Below are 20,004 nucleotides of genomic sequence, written 5' to 3' on the forward strand. Positions count from 1 at the left end.
CCTTGAGCGATAAATTATCATCGTAATATTTACTCAGGGATCGCCTCATGCTGCGCAAACTTTCACTGGCAGTTGCCGTGTCTTGTGCGACCAATGGAATGGTCTGGGCAGCTGAAGCGCCCTTGTCCGCCAGAACCGACCTGGTCAGCGTCTACCAGGAAGCGGTGGACAACAACGCCGATCTAGCAGCGGCCCGCGCTCAATACGGCGCGCAAAAAGAAGTGGTGCCCCAGGCCCGCGCCGGGCTGCTGCCGAACCTGACCGGTGGTGCCGACATCAATAACGTGCGCACCCAGATCGACACGCCGGCCGCCACCGCCAATCGCGATGCGCACTCCTGGCGTGCAACATTGAGCCAGCCGCTGTTTCGTGCCGACCGCTGGTTCCAGCTGCAAGCCGCCGAAGCCACCAACGAGCAGGCCGCACTGCAGCTCTCGGCGACCGAACAGAACCTGATCCTGCAGAGCGCCGAAAGCTACTTTGCCGTACTGCGCGCGCAAGACAACTTGGCCTCGACCAAGGCCGAAGAAAATGCCTTCAGACGTCAGTTGGACCAATCCAATGAACGCTTCGATGTGGGCCTGTCGGACAAGACCGACGTGCTGCAATCCCAGGCCAGCTACGACACGGCACGGGCCAACCGCATCCTCGCGCAGCGCCAGGTGGAAGACGCGTTCGAGGCACTGATCACCCTGACCAATCGCCAATACAATTCGATCCAGGGCATTGTCCACACACTGCCGGTGTTGCCGCCGCTGCCGAACGACGCCAAGGCCTGGGTCGAAACCGCCGGCCGCCAGAACCTGAACCTGCTGGCCAGCAACTACGCCGTCACCGCTGCCGAAGAAACCCTCAAGCAGCGCAAGGCCGGCCACGCGCCCACCCTCGACGCGGTGGCGCAGTACGAAAAAGGCGATAACGATGCTCTGGGTTTCAGCAACCCGAATGCGTTCGGCACGCCCTATCGCGGCGACGTCGAACAGCGCACCATCGGCCTGCGCCTGAACATCCCGATCTACAGCGGCGGGCTGACCAGCTCCCAGGTACGTGAATCCTACTCGCGCCTGGGCCAGACCGAGCAGCAACGCGAAGGCCTGCGCCGCCAGGTTGTGGAAAATACCCGCAACCTGCACCGCGCCGTAAATACCGACGTGGAACAGGTGCAAGCACGCCGCCAGTCGATCATCTCCAACCAGAGCGCGGTGGAAGCCACGGAAATCGGCTATCAGGTGGGCACGCGCAATATCGTCGACGTGCTGGACGCCCAGCGCCAGCTCTACTCATCGGTGCGCAACTACAACAACAGCCGCTACGACTACATCCTCGACAACCTGCGCTTGAAGCAGGCAGCGGGCACGCTGAATCCGGGGGACCTGCAGGACCTGACGCGCTATTTGAAAGCCGACTACAACCCGGATAAAGACTTCCTGCCACCGGACCTGGCCAAAGCCGCCGCCGAGCAGCTCAAGGCCCGCCCGGGTTCTTGAAAACACCATAAACCAATGTGGGAGGGGGCTTGCCCCCGATGGCAGTGGGTCAGCCAACCTATTGGGTGACTGACACACCGCTATCGGGGGCAAGCCCCCTCCCACATTCGGATGTATGTTGAATCAGTCCGCGATCAGCCTGTCCAGGCCGTCCAGCAAACGCTCAAGCGCTCCCTGATTGGCCTGCATCACTTTCAATCCCGCCTCTGCCATCCTGCGCGCATCCCGCGGCAGTTCGAACAATTGGCGCACCGCTTCGGCCAAACCTTCTGCGTCATCCACCTCGCGCAACGCCCCGGCCTCGCGCATCATCGCGCTGATTTCCAGGAAGTTGAACAGGTGCGGCCCCATGATCACCGGTTTGCCCAGCGCCGCCGGTTCCAGAGGATTATGCCCACCGGTCGGTACCAGACTGCCGCCGACAAAGGCGCTGTCGGCCAAGGCGTAGAGAAACAGCAACTCGCCCATGGTGTCGCCAAGCAGCACGCAGGTGTCGGCATTGACCGCTTCGCCACTGGAGCGCCGCACCGTGGCAAAGCCTTGCTGCACGCACCGCTCGAACGTCGGCCCGAAGCGTTCCTGATGACGCGGCACCAGAATCAGCAGCGCATTGGGATAGCTGGCCAGCAACTGGCGATGGGCGTCGAGCACCACGTCGTCTTCGCCTTCGTGGGTGCTGGCGGCGATCCATACCGGGCGTTCACCGGCGCCCCATTGTTCGCGCAAGGCGGCGGCGCGTGCCGGCAGTTGGGGGTCGATGGTCAGGTCGAACTTGATCGAGCCGGTGACTTCAACGGTGGCAGGACGCGCGCCCAGGCTGCGAAAACGCTCGGCCTCGGTTTCGGTCTGCACGGCGAACCAGCTCATTTCGGCCAGCATCGGCGCGGTCAGTCTGGCGAACCGCGCATAGCCCCGGGCCGAGCGCGCCGACAATCGCGCGTTGGCCAGGGCCACAGGAATACCGCGTTGGGCGCAGGCGTGAATATGGTTAGGCCACAATTCGGTTTCCATGATCACCGCCAGCTTAGGCTGTACGCAATCGAGGAAACGTTTGGCGGCGCTGGGCAAGTCGTACGGCAGATAGCAATGCTGGACGCGCGGTTCATCGGCAAACAGCGCCTGGATTCGCTCGGAACCGGTGGGCGTCATGCAGGTGACGGTCATCGGCAACTGCGGATGACGCTTCAGGAGGGCCCGGATCATCGGCGCGGCGGCAATGCTTTCGCCCACCGACACCGCGTGCACCCAGATCCCGCCGGGCTGCATCACGGGCAAGCCACAGGAAAACCGCTCGCCCACGCGCCTGGCATAGGCCGGCGCCTTGCGCGCGCGCAACCACAGACGTAAAACCACCAACGGCAGCGCCAGGTAAAACAGACAGGTGTAGAGAGTTCTATTCATGGCGGCGGAGTTTATCGGCTTTTTCAGTCGATCGCCTGTAAGCACTCGGCAAAACGTTCAGCCAGAAAGCGTGCGGCAGGCCCAAGGTGCTCATCGCGGCGCCACACCAGCTCCACCACCAGCGCCGGCGGGGTCCATTCGCTGTGCAGTTCAACCATCTGCTGTTGATAGGTGGGGTATTGCACGATGTGCCGTGGCAACCAGGCCCAACCCAGGCCGCTCATCAGCCATTCGGCCAACACATAGAAGCTGTCGGCCCGCCATACCAGCGGGCTAGCGGCTTCACTGCCGGGGTAGACGCTGGTCTGGGTCGACATGAGTAACTGGCGAAACTGCGCCAGGCGTTGGCAGTCCACGTACTGTGCCGTGGCCAAAGGGTGATTCACACCGCACACCGTGACCATCTCCACACTGCCCACCACCCGCCGCTCAAGGGCTTCGGGAATCTGGTCATGGTAGAACAACAGGCCCAGATCGGCCTGGCGTTCCACCAGCTTGCGCGCCACATCGCCTTGCGCTGCACTGGACAACTGCACTTCCAGCAACGGATAGCGCACCGCCAGCGCCTCGAGGCTGTCGAGCACCGGCTGGAACAACATCGCCTCGTCCTGGGCCAGGCGCAGACACGCTTCCTCGCCACGGGTCAGCGCCAGTGCCCGCCCCGTCAGGCGCTCGCATTGGCGCAGCACTTCACGCGCTTCCTCCAGCAACACACTGCCGGCTTCGGTCAAGCGCGGCTGGCGGCCACTGCTACGCTCGAACAGGCTGACGCCGAGGTCCGCCTCCAACAGCGCAATCGCGGTGCTGACGGCCGACTGCGCCTTGCGCTGCCCACGCGCCACGGCGGAAAACGAGCGCTGTTCGGCGACGCTGACAAACAGGCGCATCTGTTCCAGATCCCACTGCACGCTCATGGCTCAACCTATCTTCAATTCGGATAGGTAATGACTTTACCGCATCTGTTGAACCTCTAGAATGCCGACCTTATCAAACCCGCTTCACCTTGAGGATCGCACCATGAACGCCGCTTACTGTTACCTGGCCATCGCCATTTGCTCGGAAGTGATCGCGACCGTTTCCATGAAAGCCATCAAGGGGTGGAGCACACCTATCCCGCTGCTGCTGGTGATCGTCGGTTATGGCATCGCGTTCTGGATGCTGACCCTGGTCGTGCGCACCGTGCCGGTCGGCGTGGCGTATGCCGTATGGGCCGGAATGGGCATTGTGATGGTCAGCATTGCCGCGCTGTTCATCTACGGGCAGAAGCTGGATATCCCGGCCATGCTGGGGATGGGCCTGATTGTGCTGGGCGTGGTGGTGATTCAATTGTTCTCGAAAACCGCGGGTCATTGAAGCGCTAGCCCAGCGACAAGTTTCAAGTTACAAGCGGCAAGAAAAAGCAGTACGGTCGGCTGCTAACTTGCCGCATGCAGCTGATAACTTGCAGTTGCGCGCTATACTAGGCCCCCTTTTCTACCCATGAGGTCCCGCGCGCATGCCTATTTCCACCGACGTTCTGATTGTCGGCGCCGGGGTTGCCGGCCTCTGGCTCAATGCGCGCCTGCGCCGCCAGGGGTTTTCCACGGTACTGGTGGAAAGCGCGACCCTGGGTGGCGGGCAAAGCGTAAAGTCCCAGGGCATCATTCACGGCGGTGCGAAATACGCCCTGCACGGCGCCCTCACCGGCGCCTCCGAAGCGATTGCCGACATGCCGCGCCGCTGGCGTGAAGCCCTGGCCGGCAATGGCGAATTGGACCTGTCCGGCGTGCGCCTGCTTTCTGAAGCCCATTATCTGTGGTCCCCCGGCACCCTCGCCGGCAATCTCACCAGCTTTTTCGCCAGCAAGGCCGTGCGCGGCCGTGTCGATCAGGTCAAGGGCGACGAACTGCCGGTTGCGCTGCAGGATCGTCGCTTCAAGGGCAAGGTCTACCGCCTGGCAGAATTGGTCGTGGATGTGCCCAGCCTGATTGAACGCCTGGCGCAACTGGCGGGTGACGGTCTGCTCGCAGGCGAACACATAGAACCGCTGCGCGAAGGCGACACACTGGTGGGCTTGACGGTCGATGGCCGCCAAATTCGCGCCCAGCGCATCGTATTGAGTGCCGGCGCAGGCACCGCCGATCTGCTTGCGGCCCTGGGCTTGAGCCAGCCGGCGATGCAAACCCGCCCGTTGCACATGATCCTCGCCAAAGGCCCGGGCCTGAAGCCGTTGTATGCCCATTGCCTGGGCGGCGGCACCAAGCCGCGCCTGACCGTGACCACCCACCCGGCCGCGGACGGCAACTGGGTGTGGTACATCGGCGGCGATATCGCCGAGGCCGATGGTGTGGCCCGCACGCCGCAAGAGCAGATCGCCACCGCGCAGAAAGAACTTGCCCAGCTGTTGCCATGGATCGACATGAGCCAGACCCAGTGGGCCACCCTGCGCGTCAACCGCGCCGAGCCACTGCAATCGGGCCTGAGCCGTCCCGACAACGCCTTCCTGGCCGAACAGGGCCGCCTGTTGGTTGGCTGGCCGACCAAGCTGGCCCTGGCGCCGGACTTCGCCGACCGGGTCATCGACAGTCTGGAGCGCGCGGGCATCCGCCCAGGCGCCAGCGAACCGCTGCCCGACCTGCCCAAGCCTGCGATCGGCCAACCCGCCTGGGAGCACCTGTTGCCATGAGCCTGCCAACCCTGCACGAACTGTATCGTCCCCTGGGCAGCACTGGCCTGCTGGTGTCGCCCTTGGGCCTTGGCACCGTCAAGCTGGGTCGCGACCAAGGGGTCAAATACCCCAGTGGCTTCCAGATTCCGAATGACGACGAGGCGCGAATGCTGCTGCGCCAGGCGCGCCAGTTGGGCATCAACCTGATCGATACCGCACCCGCCTACGGCCGCAGCGAAGAGCGTCTGGGGCCACTGCTGCGTGACCAGCGCAAGGATTGGGTGATCGTCAGCAAGGTCGGCGAAGAATTCGAGGACGGCGTGTCCCGTCACGATTTCAGCGCGGCTCATACGCGGATGTCGGTCGAGCGCAGCCTGAAACGACTTGAAACGGATTTTATCGACCTGGTGCTGGTGCACTCCGATGGCAACGACCTGCACATCCTCAACGACTGCGAGGTTTACCAGACCCTGGCGGCGCTGAAAAAAGAAGGCAAGATCCGCGGTTTCGGCTTCTCCGGCAAGACCGTTGAAGGCGGCGTGAAGGCGCTGGAGCAAGGTGATTGCGCCATGGTGACTTACAATCTGAACGAACAGGCCGAAAAAGCCGTCATTGATTACGCGGCGGCCCATGGCAAGGGCATCCTGGTGAAAAAAGCCCTGGCCAGCGGCCACGTGTGCCTGGAACCTGGAATGGATCCAATTCAGGCCAGTTTCACGTTGTTGTTTGCGCAAACGGGCGTCGCCAGTGCTATTGTCGGGACCATCAATCCGCTGCACCTGGCCCATAACGTGGCAACCGCTGCCCGAGTAATCCGTCAACTCTGATGCCGCCCACGCGGCCGACCCCGTCGCAAAAAGGAGCCGACATGCCGCGTACGCTCATAAGAAAGAACCCCAGCAACTTCAAGACACTGCCGCTGCACGTAGAAGCCACTCCCGAAGGCCTGAGCTACCAGAGCGTCGGCATGCCGCTCAACTTCGCCCAGACCCTGCAACGGCGCAAGCCGGTCGAGGTGCCGGACGCCGAACGCTTCGCCCTGGAACTGGCCAATCTCGGTGTCTCGGTGCGCTTGACCCTGCACTGGCAAAACAAGGATTACTGGGTGCTGGTACGCCAGCGTCGCCAGGATCGCGGCGATGTAGTGCTCAAGCTGATCTCCGGCTACGTCCCGGCCCATGAACTGAACCTGCCGCTGCATACGGCCATTCAGGAAATTGCCGAGGAATGCCTGCTGGAAACCCCTGAAGGCTGGCTCGGCGGGCGCTTCAACGATACCTGGCTGCCGGCGCCCTACTCCTCCGCGCTGCATTACCGTGAAGCCCTGCCGTTTCGCCTGAGCCCGCTGTCCGGCGCCGCGCGTCCGGTGCGCTGCGCCACCACCCAGTTGATCGAGCGTCCACGGGCCTACGTGCACCTGCCGACGGCGTCACTGCAGCTGATTTACGACTTGCGCCTGGAGGTGCCAAAGGAAGCCAAGTCCCTGAGCCTGTTCCATGTGGATGAGCGCCTGGAAGGTGATCAACTGGTCGCGCGCCTGGATCGCAAGCGTCCGGACCTGTACCTGATGCCGCTCAAGGACGGCGAGCCACTCGCCGAGCTGTACACCGTCAAGAAGGACCAACTGTATCCGGCGAGCACGCGGGGTTTGTACCTGGCCGAGAGCTTCGCCCGGCAGGACGGTTGGCTGGTGCGTGATGAGCGGATTCGCTGGAAGGACTGGCTCAGGCAGCAAGGCCTGGCAGAACCGGAAAAAGAGTCAAAGCTCAAGCGCTTGACCGGCAAGGCGCAGCAGATGCTGCGCAAGATTGTGCCGAAGAAAAAGGCCAGGGGCTGACGCACCAGCGTGCAACTCAGCCCTTCAGCAAGCGCTCCAGACCGACCTTCAACGGCGTAGGTTCAGGCAGGGTGAAGCTTGCCAGCAGGCGCCGATTGTCGGCCCGCGAGTGGCGGATATCTCCCAGGCGCGCCGGTCCGTAGGTGATGACCGGCAACGTGCCCACCACTTGCTCCAGTGCCTGCAGCACCTGCTTGAGCGTCGTGGCGTGGTTCCAACCGACGTTGATTGCCCCTGGTGCAACGGTCGGCAGTTCGATGGCCTGCACCAGCACATCCACCAGGTCCTCCACATACATGAAGTCACGGGTTTGCTCGCCGTCGCCAAACACGGCAATGGGCAGGCCCTGCTGCACCCGCTCGCTGAAAATGCTGATCACACCGGAATACGGCGATGACGGGTCCTGGCGCGGACCGAAGATATTGAAGAAGCGGAAAATGACCGGTTCCAGACCATGCTGACGACGGTAGAAGTCAAAGTAGTGCTCACTGGCCAATTTGTCCGAGGCATAGGGTGTCAGCGGCGCCTTGGTCGTCTCTTCATCGATGGAAGCACCCTCGCCGTTGTTGCCGTAGACCGCTGCGCTGGACGCGTATACCACACGCTTCACGCCGGCCTTGCGCATGGCTTCGCAGATATTCAAGGTGCCGATGAAATTGCTCTGATGCGTGCTGACCGGATCGTCCACAGACGCCTGGACCGACGCCACGGCTGCCAGGTGAACCACCGCCGACGCACCGATGACGACTTGAGCCAAAAGCTCGGCGTCGGCCACATCGCCTTGCACCAGTTGCACGCGCGGGTTATCCAGAGGCAGGTTGCTGCGCTTGCCGGTAGACAGGTTATCCAGCACCCGCACCGAATAGCCCTTGGCGAGCAGCGCGTCAACCAAATGCGAACCGATGAAGCCCGCGCCTCCGGTGATCAACACCCATTTATCAGCGTTATTCATTGTTACGAATTTTCTCGACGATGGCCGTGGTCGAACTGTTTTCCACCAACCCCAGCACTTTGACGGTGCCGCCGTAGGCGCTGACGATGTCCGCACCGACCACCTGGTCGACGGAATAATCACCGCCCTTGACCAGCACGTCCGGCTTGACCTGGGCCAACAGGTTTTCCGGGGTGCCTTCAGAGAAGCTGATCACCCAATCCACCGCGCCCAACCCGGCCAGCACCGCCATGCGCCGGTCGACGCTGTTGATCGGTCGGCCCGGGCCTTTCAAACGGCTGACGGAGGCATCATCGTTGACCGCCACGATCAGGCGATCACCCTGTGCGCTCGCTTGCTCAAGGTAAGTCACATGGCCGGCGTGCAGGATGTCGAAGCAACCGTTGGTGAACACAATGCTTTCGTTGTGGGCGCGAGCGTCGTCAATCGCCAACAGCAATTGCTCGAGCCCCAGCACGCCGCGCTCCGAACCTTCGGAACGCTGGATGGCGCGACGCAATTCGGGGGCGCTGATAGCCGCGGTGCCCAGTTTGCCGACCACGATGCCCGCCGCCAGGTTGGCCAGGGCCACGGCATGGGGCAGTTCCTCGCCGGCCGCGATGGACGCGGCCAGGGTGGAAATCACCGTATCACCGGCACCGGTGACATCGAACACTTCCCGCGCCCGCGCCGGCAAGTGCATCGGCGGGTGGCCGGGGCGCAGCAGGGTCATGCCGTGCTCGCCACGGGTCACCAGCAGGGCGCCGAGCTCAAGGTCGGCCATCAGCGCCGCACCCTTGCTCACCAGTTCGTGCTCATCGGCGCAACCACCGACGACCGCTTCGAACTCGCTGAGGTTGGGCGTGATCAGGCTGGCGCCCCGATAAATCGAGAAGTCCTTGCCCTTGGGATCGGCCAGCACCGGAATATTGCGGGCCTTGGCGGCCTGGATCAGCACCTGGTGATTCTTCAGGGCGCCTTTGCCGTAGTCGGACAACACCAGCACCTTGATACCTTCGAGCAACGCGTTGACCTGGTCACCCAGGGCCAGGGCGTCGGTGGCGAAGGGTTCTTCGAAATCGATACGCAGCAATTGCTGGTGACGGCTCATGACCCGCAGCTTGACGATGGTCGGCTGATGGGCGATGCGCTGGAACAACGCGCGCACGCCGGCACCGCGCAGGCTGTTGGCCAGGCTGTCGGCCGCTTCGTCGTCACCGGTCACACCCACCAGGGAAGCCGGGGCGCCGAGCGCGGCAATATTGAGGGCAACGTTGGCAGCGCCACCTGGACGGTCTTCGATTTGCTCGACCTTGACCACCGGTACCGGCGCCTCAGGGGAAATCCGTGAGGTACCACCATGCCAGTAACGGTCGAGCATGACATCGCCGACCACCAAGACAGGGGCTTGATTGAATCGCGGCATGGACAACTTCATGGAGCAACCCACATACAAAATGAACAGGGGCGCGATATTAGCACAGGGTTTGCGATGGCTTGCGCCCACCACAGGGCAAATGTGGGAGGGGGCTTGCTCCCGATAGCGCAGTGTCAGCTTGCAGAAATGCTGACTGACCCACCGCTATCGGGGGCAAGCCCCCTCCCACATTCGAGGCGTGGCGCCCGTTGGATCAGGTGATGTCGGCCGCTACCGGCGCATCCAGGCCCATGGCATGCAGTCGCGCGTAGTAGCCGTTCTGCGCCAACAGTTCGCCGTGGGTGCCGCGCTCGACGATGCGCCCGTCGTCCATCACCAGAATCAGGTCGGCCTTCTCGATGGTGGACAGGCGGTGTGCGATCACCAGTGTGGTACGGCCCTGCATGACCTTGTCCAGCGCGGCCTGGATATGCCGCTCGGACTCGGTGTCGAGCGCCGAGGTGGCCTCGTCGAGAATCAACAACGGCGCGTTCTTGAGCAGGGCACGGGCAATCGCCAGGCGCTGACGCTGGCCACCGGACAACAGCACGCCGTTCTCGCCGACCTGGGTATCGAAGCCCTTGGGCAACTGGTCGATGAAGTCCTTGGCGTTGGCATCCGCCGCCGCCGCTTCAACGTCTTCGCGTGGCGCGCCGGCCAGGTCGCCATAGGCGATATTGTTGGTCACGGTGTCGCTGAAAAGGGTCACGTGCTGGGTGACCTGGGCAATGTGCTTGCGCAGGTTGAGCAGCTTGTAGTCCTCGATCTCGATACCATCAAGCAGGATTTCACCGCTTTCATGGTGATAGAACCGCGGGATCAGGCTGGCCAGGGTCGACTTGCCACTGCCCGAACGCCCCACCAGGGCGATCATCTGCCCGGGTTCGGCGGTAAAGCTGATGTCCTTGAGCACATGGCGTTCGGTACCGGGGTAGGTGAAGTTCAGGTTGCGCACTTCCAGGCGACCGCTGACCTTGTCGCGTTCGAGGGTGCCGTGGTCGACCTCCACCTCTTCGTCCAGCTGTTCGAAAATGCTTTCGGCACCGGCCACGCCTTTCTGAATGGTCGAGCTGACTTCCGACAGTTGGCGGATCGGCTTGGGCAACAGCCCGGCCAGGGTAATATAGGCCACCATGTCACCGGCCGACGCATCGCCGCGCAGGTAAAGCACCAGGAACATCAGCACCGCCATCGCGGAGTAGATCACCAGCTGCAGCGCCGGGGTGTAGATCGCCCCGGTGCGGGTCATGCGCAGTTGCTTGTTGGTATTGCTCTGGCTGGCCTTGAGGAAACGCTTCTCTTCATAGACCTCGCCACCGAAGCTACGCACCACGCGGTAACCCTGGATGGTTTCCGAGGCGACGTGGGTCACGTCCCCCATGGCCACCTGGATCTTCTTGCTCTGCTTGCGGAATTTCTTGCTGGCCGTGCTGACCATGACGGCAATCAACGGCAGGATGGCAATCATGACCAGCGTCAGGCGCCAGTTCATGAACAGCAGCGAGGCAAACAGGAAGATCACCGTCATGCCTTCGCGGATCACCACCTTGATGGCATCGGTCGCCGCCCCCGTGACCATGGTCACGTTGAAGGTGATGCGGGAAATCAGGTGCCCGGAATTATGGTTGTCGAAGTAACGGTTAGGCAGCGTCAGCAGGTTGTTGAACAGCTGCACCCGCAAATCGTGGACCAGGCCCAGGGAGACCTTGGCCAACAGGTAGTTGCCCAGGAATGAGCCCAGGCCCTGCCAGGCCGCGATCAGAATGATCAGCAGCGGCACTGCCTGCAGCAATTGCAGGTCGCGCAGGAACGGCACGGTCGGAAACAGCACGGCCTCCGGGTTGGAAAGGCCGTCGACGAAGTACTTGAGGATGTAACCCAGCATCGGTTGGGTCGACGCGAAAATCAGAAATCCAAGGATACTCAGCGCGAACAAGCCCATATAAGGCTTAACGTAACTGAGCAGGCGGAAGTATATTTTCAAGCTCGAAGGGCTTGCGCTCGGACTGGAGTCGGTCATATCACGCGGCGTTTTGAAAAAGGAGGCTGACTTTAGCACAGCTTCTCTGTTGTACTTGCACCCGGCGTACGCCGCGGCCCGGTGGGATCACGCGGACGACATTACATAGCCACTACCTTAAGATGGTCGGCTTTCTCTTTCTGGAATGGCTCTATCGTATGCACTCCAAGCGCCTTATCTATGGCTCGAATCGCGTTTTTGACTTCCTGGTCCTGTGGATTTTGCCTGTTGGCTTGCTGTTGCTCTTGAGTGCACTGTTCTTCGTCGGCAACCGCAATGTACTGCACCGGATTGTCTACCTCCTGTTCAGCGTGCCCACCTTGTTCCTGTTGTGCATGCGCCCCAGGGAACTCAAGGATCTCTTGCGCGAACCGATCGCCCTGGCGTTCCTGGCGTTCTCCGCCTGGGCGCTGACCAGCCTGCTCTGGAGCCCTGAGCCCAGCGCCGACACCGATCTGTTCAAACGTCCGCTGAACACCTTCATGCTGTTTGGCGGCTGTGGGCTGCTGTTGCACTACCGCAATGAGTTGTTCAAGCCGATCTTCTTCGGTGCCGCAGTGATTGCGCTGGTGGTGTGCCTGGGCAACCTGGTGGCCTTCGCGAAGGCGTACGAACCTGGCATGCGCATGATCGGCGGCCTGGGCGCCCTCGATAACCCATTGCTCAGCTCCCACCTGTTCGGCTTTTTCACGGTGTACTGGCTGTTTATCTGCCTGACGACCCAGCGCCTGAACGTGTTGTGGTTCAGCGTCCCGGCACTGGCGATCATGGGCGTCACGGTGTTGGCGACGGGCTCTCGCACGCCGTTGGTGGCACTGATGATGGTGATCGTGTGGATGGCCCTGGTCAGTCGCAACCGCCGCTCGGCGCTGCTGCTCGGTGCAATGGTGCTGGCCAGCGCCGGACTGCTGCTTTTGTATCCGGAACTGATCACGGACCGTGGCAACTCGTTGCGTGTCGAGCTGTGGAAAATGTCGTTGAAGCTCATCGCCGACCACCCGTGGATCGGCCATAGCTACGACTCCGAACTGTACCTGACATTCGACAACGGCTACCAGCTGCGCGAGCCCCATAGCTTTGCCCTTGGCGTGCTGTATTACGTCGGCATCATCGGCTTCATCCCCTGGATCTTCATGCTCGGCTATGCCCTGTACAAGAGCATGCAACGACGCGCACAACCGCTGTTCATCCTGGCATCGTCCCTGCTGGTCTACGGCATCGGTGCGGGCCTGACTGAAGGCGGTGGCATCCTGTCGCGACCCAAGGAGCATTGGTTCCTGCTGTGGATCCCGCTGGCGATCATTACCGGCCTGAGTATCGCCCAGCGCCACCGCAGCCTGCTGCGCATACCGGTGCAATCGATCAAGGGCCCGGCGTTTGACCGGCTGAGCAGCAATGCCCAGGTGATTGAAGCCGATGGCCTGGGGCCAAAAGTCCTGCGCCTGGAAGACGGCAGCTTCCTCAAGCTGTTCCGCCCGCGCCGTTGGTACACCTCCGGCAGCTTCAACCCGTACTCCGAGCGTTTTGCCAGCAACAGCGAACAATTGCGCACGCTGGGCATTCCCACCCCACACATCCTCGGTCTCTACCACTTGCCCGACGCCAGCGGTGCCGTGGCCTATACACCCTTGCCGGGCCTGACCCTGCGCCAGGCCCTGCAAAGCCTGGACAGCAGCCTGCGCGAATCGCTGGTCGAGCGTTTCGGCCGGTTCATGGCGCAATTGCACGAACGCGGTGTGTACTTCCGCTCGCTGCACCTGGGCAACGTGTTGCTGATGGACGACGGCGAGTTCGGCCTGATTGATGTCGCTGACCTGCGCATCTATCCCTCGCCCCTGCGCTACGCCTTGCGCCAGCGTAATTTGCGTCACATGCAGCGCTATCCGCAGGACCGCAACTGGCTGTTCGAAACGCACTTCGAACACCTGGTAAAAGGCTATGCGACGGTTGCCAGCCCAACGGCCACGGCGAAACTCCGCGAACAGGTACACAGCCTGGCCCGCCCGGCCAGCTGATAAAAAAGGCGACTATCACTGCTGTGATGGTCGCCTTTTTTACATCCTTGGCCTTCAGCCTTTCAACGGCGTCAGATACAGCCGCACCAACCCACGCAAGGTCTTGCGCCCCCAGAATTGCAGCGGGATCTGCTTGAGAATCTCCCGCGCCAATGGCCGGTCACGGTCGGCGGTCTTGAGGAACATCGAGTTCAGGAAGTTATAGCGCACCGCATCGTAGGCCGGGTGGTCGCTGAACTTGGCGTAGGTCTTGAGGATGTTCTGGATCATGTAGCGGTGGTTTTTGTAGGTATTGCTGGCGTGCTGCCGGTATTGCGCCATGACTACGTCAAGCGCATCGATGGTGTAGCCCGCCGCGGTTATCTTCAATTGAATCAGCAGGTCTTCCAGAGGAATCAGCGGATCGAAACCACCGACTTCCTCCAGCGCTTGCCGGCGGATCAACATTGTTGGCGCGGGTGGAAACGGCTTGCGGTCCATGAACATGTCGTCGAAGTCGAGACTGCGAAACGGCACATCACGGCGTTGTTTTTTCTCCGGATGCAGGTTGCCATCACCGTCGATCAGCTCGATGTTGCCGGCGCAGATCCCCACCCTCGGCTTGCCTTCCATATAGGCCACCTGGGTCGCGATACGGTCGGGCAGCATAATGTCGTCTGAGCCGAATGGCGCGATCAGGCTGCCTTTGGCGCGGGCAAGCGCGTTGTTCAGTGTGGCGGTCAGCCCCTGGTTCTGTTGCACCTGGAAATCAAACCCGTGCTCAGCCTGCAGCCGCCGGATGCATTCGACGCTGTCATCCTTGGAGCCATCGTCGATCACCAGCAGTTCGATATTCGGGTAAGTCTGGCCGAGCACACTCAGGATGCTCTGCTCGATGTACCGAGCGTGGTTGTAGGACGCGATAATCACCGAGACCAACGGTTGTTGCGCTGTCATGCTCTACCTGCTTCTTTCAAACCGGTTTCGATCAAATCCAGGTACTTGCCCTGGAACTCAGCCAAGGCGTGGTTTGCCTCCAGATAACGGAACACCTGCTCACCCTTGGCGCGTAACTGTTCATCACTCATGGCCAGGTAAGTGTCGAGCGCCGCGGCCAATTGATCCACGTTGCCGGGCTCATGGGACAAGCCGCCCGCCCCTTCCACCAGCGGCAACATGGCCGGCCCGTTGGAGGCGATCACCGGCAGGCGCCCGCTCATGCCTTCCAGCAGCGCCAGGCCCAGGCCTTCAAGCAGGGACGGCATGGTCCAGATGTCGAAAGCGCGTACGTACTGCAGACCGTCCTCACGAAAGCCCAGCAAATGCGCACGGCCCACGAGCCCAAGACGCTCGATGTCCGCTCGCAGGTCAGCTTCGGCACGACCGGAACCGATGATACCCACCTGAGCCTGAGGATATTTGTCCTTGAGCCGGGCAAACGCCTGCAACAGGTGCGTGTGCCCCTTGATCGGGACCAGGCGCCCCAGGGCACCAATCATCCGGGCGTTCAGAGGCAGGCCAAGGGCCTGCCGCGCTTGCTCGCGCGGCAACTGCAAGGCCTCGGCCTGGGGGATGTCGATAGCGTTGGTGACGAAGGTGGTGTTCTCGTGGGTAAAGCCACAGTTCAGGCCCACCAGATAATCCCTCACCGCCGCCGAAACCCCGACAAACCGCCAGGCCGGACTGACCATGCGGCGCATCTGGCGCCGACGATAGGCCCGCTCATACTCGCCGAAACCGTGGGAGATGCCGATGCACAGAGGAATCTTCAACCAGCGGTTGAGCGCCAGCATCATGTTCACCGACTTGAAGCGGTTACAGATGACCACGTCGAACTTCTGCTCGCGGCAATACTTGTAGATTTCCCACATTGCCCCAAGACGAATGCCCTTCAGGGCTTTCTCGGGGAATTCGAAATATTTGGAATGGTCGGCCACGCTCAGCGGCTGGCCGGGCTGAGGGCGCCCACTGAGGAAGGCCGATGTGACCTCGAACCGTTCAACCGGCAACGACTTGACGATCTGCTCACCGAGGTCAGCAAAATCATGGAGTTTGACGTTGTAGTCCGGCTGTAACTGCAAAACCTTGAAACGAGGCTTCATATTGCTCCATGAGGCAACCAGGCTACTGCGCGCAGCCCGACGTAAAAATCAACTTCAGTCCTGCTTGAGCACCCAAAGCAGTTCGTGACGGCGCACGGCCTTGCGAAAAAACTCATTCTCGCCGTAAGGCGATGGACAACGACCCGCCAGCAATTGTTGCAGCAGACGGCGCATGCGACGCTTGAAAGGCGGCCGGGGTTGCAGGTCATGCATCATCCCCAGCGCCATGGCCTTGTCCTGCTGCTGGCTGACGCTCAACACACGGCAATACGGTTCAAACACCTGGCCGGCATCGAACTGCGGCGGCAACGCCACGCCGGCGCCCGAATCGCCCATGGGCCAGCGGTCGTTATCATGCAGGTGGTTGGCATAGCCGAGCAATGTGTTGGGTTGCCACTCGAGCCCTTGCAACGCTTCGATAACGGCGTTGTAGGCGCAGATATGATCCGGGTGAGGGTCAAGGAGCGGTGTCGGCAACACGATCACCTCGGGCCGCGCCTTGAGCAGCACTGCACGTAGATCGGCAACCAGGTTGACCCACGTCGGAGCACCGTCCCGATCGCCGGGCAGCGCCAGGCTGTTGAACCGGCGAAACAGCCGCGTATCGTCCAATTGCGCTTCGCGGGACGCCTGGGGCTGATCCGGCGCGGCGTGCATGGCCGGCAGCTGCAGGCAGAAGTAACCCAGTTGCACGCACTGTGCCTCGGGAACACCGGCCCAGCGCGGCACGCAAATGCTGTCCCAGGCCCGCAGGCGCCCTTTGAGTCGAGCGGCATCGACCTGCGTCAGGCCCATCTGCTGATAATGCTCGGCTTCGATTTCACCTGCGGTGAGGGTCACGATCCAGGCCTCATCCGCCTGGGCGTACAGGCCAAAGGCAGCCAGTTCGGCGTCGTCGGCGTGAGGGGCGATCACCATCACCCGCTGACGGGCGTGATCCGGCTGACGGAAAATCCACAGCTTCGGCTGGCCGACCACGCGGCAGAATCGGCCGCGCAACGTCAACTCGCCAGCCGCCAGCGTTGCAGCAGAACCGGTCAGATTGAGGTACCGCTTGCCCGCCACACCGCGCTCAAACGCCTGACGATCCCCCGGCAGCTCGACCGCCGGGTCAAGGAAACGCCCGAGCCAACCGCTCTTGAGCTGCACTTGAAGGATCAGCGTCTCGTCACCTGCCAGTTCCAACGGCGTATCCGGCACCCACCGCCCGTTATCCAGGCGCAGGCCAACCTGCTGGCCGCCCGGGGCGAAGCGGTACTGATAGTCGTCCCTGGGCGAATAAAACAGATGATCGGCAAACCAGGCTTCGTGAGCCACCCACAGCAGCAGCGCAAGGATCAGCGGCAGCCACCAGGCCACCAGCACGCCCGTCACGATCAGTACCAGCAAGCCGATCAGCAGCGCGATGCGCTTGTTGCGCCGATGGCGCTTGAGCAATTGCTGTTTGCGGCTCATACGCTGAACACCGGCACCGGGTTGCACCAGCGCTCTTTATATTCACGGTCGGCACGCCCGAAAGAGAAGCGCAGCGGCAAATCCTGCGCGCGCGCATGCTCCCAGGCACTTTGTGTATTGAGGAAACTCAGCACACTCCCCGGGCTGAACGCACGGGTCTCAGGGTCGACGCCACCGTTGACGTACTCAACGCTTATCCATTCGGGCGCTTGAACGCGATACACCACTTGCACGGCGATCGGCGCGTCATTGAGAAACAGCACCGAACCGATCAGGAACGCCTTGAGCAATTCCAGCACCTCGGCCAGACGCTCGGCACCGGTGGCAGGAAAGCCCCAGCGACGCTGGAACAGATCGCAATAAATCGCCGCCAGCTGCGCGCCGGAAAACTCGCTGACCGGGCGCGCCACGCCGCCTGCTTCTTCCAGCAAACGCAATTCACGGCGCTGGTTGTAGCGAAACTTTTTCGACAGGTCTTCGGGAGTACGCGCCATGGCCAATTGCTCGGCCTGGGGCTTGAGGGTACTCACGCGCCCTTGGTTCAGCGCCGACAAATAACGGCCACGGTGACGCAGCGGCACCTGCGCATCGGCGGCTATCGGCAGGATGATCTCGGCATTGCCCAGGTCAAACAGGCCCTTCTTGCCGGTGCGCTTGAGTACGTCCTTGGACAGGGCCAGGTCGCGTCCCCAGGTGGCTATCGCGCCCTTGAGTTCACCGCCCTGCTCCCAGCCCAGGTAACGCACCGAAATCTGCGCCAACCCCGCCAGGCGTTCGATCACCTGGGGATGGGTCGCCACGCTGCCGCCGTAACGCTGCCAGGCCTGGGCATAAACTTCGGCGTCGACAGGCGTCCAGCCACGTTCACGCCAACCCTGGAAGCGGTTCAGCATTTAAACCACAGCGTCATAAGGGTCCACACCATCCTTGACCACCAGGATGTCTTCCATGATCAGGTACTGCAGGTCGGAGCCGAAGAACATGTTCAGCGCGTCAGTCGGCGAGCAGATCATCGCTTCGCCACGACGGTTGAGCGAGGTGTTCAGGGACACGCCGTTGCCGGTCAGTACTTCCAGCTCTTTCATCATGTCGTAGTAGCGCGGGTTGTACTCGCGCTTGAGTACCTGGGCACGGGAGGTGCCGTCTTCGTGCACCACTTCCGGGACGCGGGTCTTCCACTCTTCCGACACTTCAAAGGTGAAGGTCATGAACGGCGCCGGATGGTCGACCTTGATCATTTGCGGGGCCACGGTGTCGAGCATCGACGGGCAGAAAGGCCTCCAGCGCTCGCGGAACTTGATCTGGTGGTTGATACGGTCGGCCACGCCGGTGGCGCTCGGGCAACCGATGATCGAACGACCGCCCAGGGCACGCGGGCCAAACTCCATGCGGCCCTGGAACCAGGCCACCGGGTTGCCGTCGACCATGATCTTGGCGATGCGCTTGGGCATGTTTTCGATCTTGCGCCAGTTCGGCTTGCTTTCATGTTTGGCGCAGGCGGCGATCACGTCTTCGTTGCTGTAGGACGGGCCGAGGTAGACGTGTTCCATCTTCTCCACCGGCACACCACGAGCGTGGGAGACATAGGCGGCCGCACCCACGGCAGTGCCGGCATCGCCGGACGCCGGTTGCACGAACAGCTCCTTGACGTCGTCACGGGCAATGATCTTCTGGTTCAGCTTGACGTTCAGCGCGCAGCCGCCGGCAAAGGCCAGCTTGCCGGTGTCCTTGAGGATGTCGCCCAGGTAGTGGTCGATCATCTGCAAGGCCAGTTTCTCGAACAGTGCCTGCATGCTGGCCGCGTAGTGGATGTACGGCTCGTCGGCAATGTCGCCTTCGCGCTTGGGCCCCAGCCACTCGATCAGTTTTGGCGAGAAGTAGAAGCCCTTGCCCTTCTCCTTATAACGGCGCAGGCCGATGACGTTGGCGTAGTCGGTGTTGATCACCAGCTCGCCATTCTCGAAGGAGGCAAGGCGCGAGAAATCGTACTTGCTGGCATCGCCATACGGCGCCATGCCCATGACCTTGAACTCACCGTCGAGCATCTCGAAACCGAGGAACTCGGTAATTGCGCCATACAGGCCGCCCAGGGAGTCCGGATCGTAGAATTCCTTGATCTTGTGGATCTTGCCGTTTTCGCCATAGCCGAAGAACGTGGTGGCGTACTCACCCTTGCCGTCGATGCCCAGGATCGCGGTTTTCTCCTGGAAGCCCGAGCAGTGATAGGCACTGGAAGCGTGGGCCAGGTGGTGTTCGACCGGTTCGATCTTGATCTTCTTCGGATCGAAGCCCAGTTGCTCCAGGCACCAGACGATCTTGTTGCGGTAGCGCTTGTAGCGACGGTTGCCCATCAGGATCGCGTCGAGTGCGCGGTCCGGGGCGTACCAGTAGCGTTTGGCATAGTGCCAGCGTGCCTCGCCGAACAGGCTGATCGGGGCGAACGGGATCGCCACCACATCAACGTCGCAAGGCTTGATACCGGCCTGTTCCAGGCAGAACTTCGCCGATTCGTAGGGCATGCGGTTCTTTGCATGTTTGTCGCGTACAAAGCGCTCTTCTTCGGCGGCCGCAATCAGCTTGCCGTCGATATACAGGGCCGCGGAAGGATCATGGCTAAGGGCGCCGGACAGGCCAAGAATCGTCAATGCCACTGGGGTCTAGCCTCTTTTAGTCTGCATGCAGGCGCATTGCGCCTGAAAAAAGTGTGCCTCCC

Annotated in this window: 16 protein-coding genes; 6 read left to right on the forward strand and 10 right to left on the reverse strand. The window is 61.9% G+C overall.

The window, feature by feature from the left end:
* Nucleotides 1–47: 47 nt before the first annotated feature.
* Entirely contained in the window at nucleotides 48–1,487 is a 1,440-nt protein-coding gene (locus BFQ04_RS15250) for a TolC family outer membrane protein (RefSeq protein ID WP_065951536.1), read from the forward strand.
* Between the two features lie 123 nt (nucleotides 1,488–1,610).
* Here BFQ04_RS15250 and waaA read toward each other — a convergent pair whose 3' ends face one another.
* Both waaA and BFQ04_RS15260 read right to left on the reverse strand, forming a co-directional pair.
* Nucleotides 1,611–2,888, reverse strand: coding sequence for a lipid IV(A) 3-deoxy-D-manno-octulosonic acid transferase (gene waaA, locus BFQ04_RS15255; protein ID WP_065951537.1), 1,278 nt, complete (start codon nucleotides 2,886–2,888; stop codon nucleotides 1,611–1,613).
* Nucleotides 2,889–2,911: 23 nt separating this feature from the next.
* Nucleotides 2,912–3,802: a LysR family transcriptional regulator gene (locus BFQ04_RS15260; protein WP_065951538.1), complete on the reverse strand. Its 891-nt coding sequence runs from the start codon at nucleotides 3,800–3,802 to the stop codon at nucleotides 2,912–2,914.
* 103 nt (nucleotides 3,803–3,905) lie between these two features.
* Here BFQ04_RS15260 and BFQ04_RS15265 point away from each other — a divergent pair, with 103 nt between their 5' ends.
* The 4 genes from BFQ04_RS15265 (at nucleotide 3,906) to BFQ04_RS15280 (ending at nucleotide 7,372) form a co-directional block, all read left to right on the forward strand.
* On the forward strand, nucleotides 3,906–4,241 hold the full coding sequence (locus tag BFQ04_RS15265) for a DMT family transporter (RefSeq protein ID WP_057724331.1): 336 nt from the start codon (nucleotides 3,906–3,908) through the stop codon (nucleotides 4,239–4,241).
* Nucleotides 4,242–4,383: 142 nt separating this feature from the next.
* Nucleotides 4,384–5,553 (forward strand): NAD(P)/FAD-dependent oxidoreductase, encoded by a 1,170-nt coding sequence (locus BFQ04_RS15270; RefSeq protein ID WP_065951539.1) that lies wholly within the window; start codon nucleotides 4,384–4,386, stop codon nucleotides 5,551–5,553.
* The gene (locus BFQ04_RS15275; RefSeq protein WP_065951540.1) at nucleotides 5,550–6,362 is read left to right on the forward strand and encodes an aldo/keto reductase; all 813 of its coding nucleotides are present in this window, start codon (nucleotides 5,550–5,552) and stop codon (nucleotides 6,360–6,362) included. Before BFQ04_RS15270 ends, BFQ04_RS15275 begins: the two co-directional genes overlap by 4 nt.
* Nucleotides 6,363–6,403: 41 nt before the next feature.
* Entirely contained in the window at nucleotides 6,404–7,372 is a 969-nt protein-coding gene (locus BFQ04_RS15280; protein WP_065951541.1) for a metal ABC transporter ATPase, read from the forward strand.
* A gap of 16 nt (nucleotides 7,373–7,388) precedes the next feature.
* Here the strand turns inward: BFQ04_RS15280 and BFQ04_RS15285 are convergent, their stop codons facing one another.
* The 3 genes from BFQ04_RS15285 to msbA form a co-directional block, all read right to left on the reverse strand.
* Nucleotides 7,389–8,324 (reverse strand): NAD-dependent epimerase/dehydratase family protein, encoded by a 936-nt coding sequence (locus BFQ04_RS15285; RefSeq protein WP_065951542.1) that lies wholly within the window; start codon nucleotides 8,322–8,324, stop codon nucleotides 7,389–7,391.
* Nucleotides 8,317–9,741, reverse strand: coding sequence for a bifunctional D-glycero-beta-D-manno-heptose-7-phosphate kinase/D-glycero-beta-D-manno-heptose 1-phosphate adenylyltransferase HldE (gene hldE, locus BFQ04_RS15290; protein ID WP_065951543.1), 1,425 nt, complete (start codon nucleotides 9,739–9,741; stop codon nucleotides 8,317–8,319). The genes BFQ04_RS15285 and hldE overlap by 8 nt, the downstream gene beginning before the upstream one ends.
* Nucleotides 9,742–9,934: 193 nt before the next feature.
* A complete protein-coding gene (gene msbA / locus BFQ04_RS15295) occupies nucleotides 9,935–11,740 on the reverse strand; it encodes a lipid A export permease/ATP-binding protein MsbA (protein ID WP_065951544.1) in 1,806 nt (601 codons plus the stop codon).
* A gap of 158 nt (nucleotides 11,741–11,898) precedes the next feature.
* On the opposite strand from msbA, the gene BFQ04_RS15300 reads away from it, so the two are divergent.
* Nucleotides 11,899–13,755, forward strand: coding sequence for a bifunctional O-antigen ligase/aminoglycoside phosphotransferase family protein (locus tag BFQ04_RS15300; protein WP_065951545.1), 1,857 nt, complete (start codon nucleotides 11,899–11,901; stop codon nucleotides 13,753–13,755).
* A gap of 54 nt (nucleotides 13,756–13,809) precedes the next feature.
* Here BFQ04_RS15300 and BFQ04_RS15305 read toward each other — a convergent pair whose 3' ends face one another.
* Genes BFQ04_RS15305 through BFQ04_RS15325 form a run of 5 tightly spaced genes read right to left on the reverse strand, consistent with a single transcriptional unit; the run spans nucleotide 13,810 to nucleotide 19,942 of the window.
* Nucleotides 13,810–14,691 carry a glycosyltransferase gene (locus BFQ04_RS15305; protein ID WP_065951546.1) on the reverse strand — a complete coding sequence of 294 codons (882 nt, stop codon included), beginning with the start codon at nucleotides 14,689–14,691 and terminating at the stop codon, nucleotides 13,810–13,812.
* The gene (locus BFQ04_RS15310) at nucleotides 14,688–15,836 is read right to left on the reverse strand and encodes a glycosyltransferase family 4 protein (RefSeq protein ID WP_065951547.1); all 1,149 of its coding nucleotides are present in this window, start codon (nucleotides 15,834–15,836) and stop codon (nucleotides 14,688–14,690) included. The genes BFQ04_RS15305 and BFQ04_RS15310 overlap by 4 nt, the downstream gene beginning before the upstream one ends.
* A gap of 54 nt (nucleotides 15,837–15,890) precedes the next feature.
* Nucleotides 15,891–17,291 carry a PIG-L deacetylase family protein gene (locus BFQ04_RS15315; protein WP_065951548.1) on the reverse strand — a complete coding sequence of 467 codons (1,401 nt, stop codon included), beginning with the start codon at nucleotides 17,289–17,291 and terminating at the stop codon, nucleotides 15,891–15,893.
* Nucleotides 17,288–18,184: an antimicrobial resistance protein Mig-14 gene (locus BFQ04_RS15320; RefSeq protein ID WP_065951549.1), complete on the reverse strand. Its 897-nt coding sequence runs from the start codon at nucleotides 18,182–18,184 to the stop codon at nucleotides 17,288–17,290. Before BFQ04_RS15320 ends, BFQ04_RS15315 begins: the two co-directional genes overlap by 4 nt.
* Entirely contained in the window at nucleotides 18,185–19,942 is a 1,758-nt protein-coding gene (locus tag BFQ04_RS15325; RefSeq protein ID WP_065951550.1) for a carbamoyltransferase family protein, read from the reverse strand. It lies immediately after the preceding gene.
* Nucleotides 19,943–20,004: the final 62 nt, after the last annotated feature.

Source organism: Pseudomonas sp. 37 R 15 (genome assembly GCF_900004865.1).
GTDB lineage: Bacteria > Pseudomonadota > Gammaproteobacteria > Pseudomonadales > Pseudomonadaceae > Aquipseudomonas > Aquipseudomonas fluorescens_AM.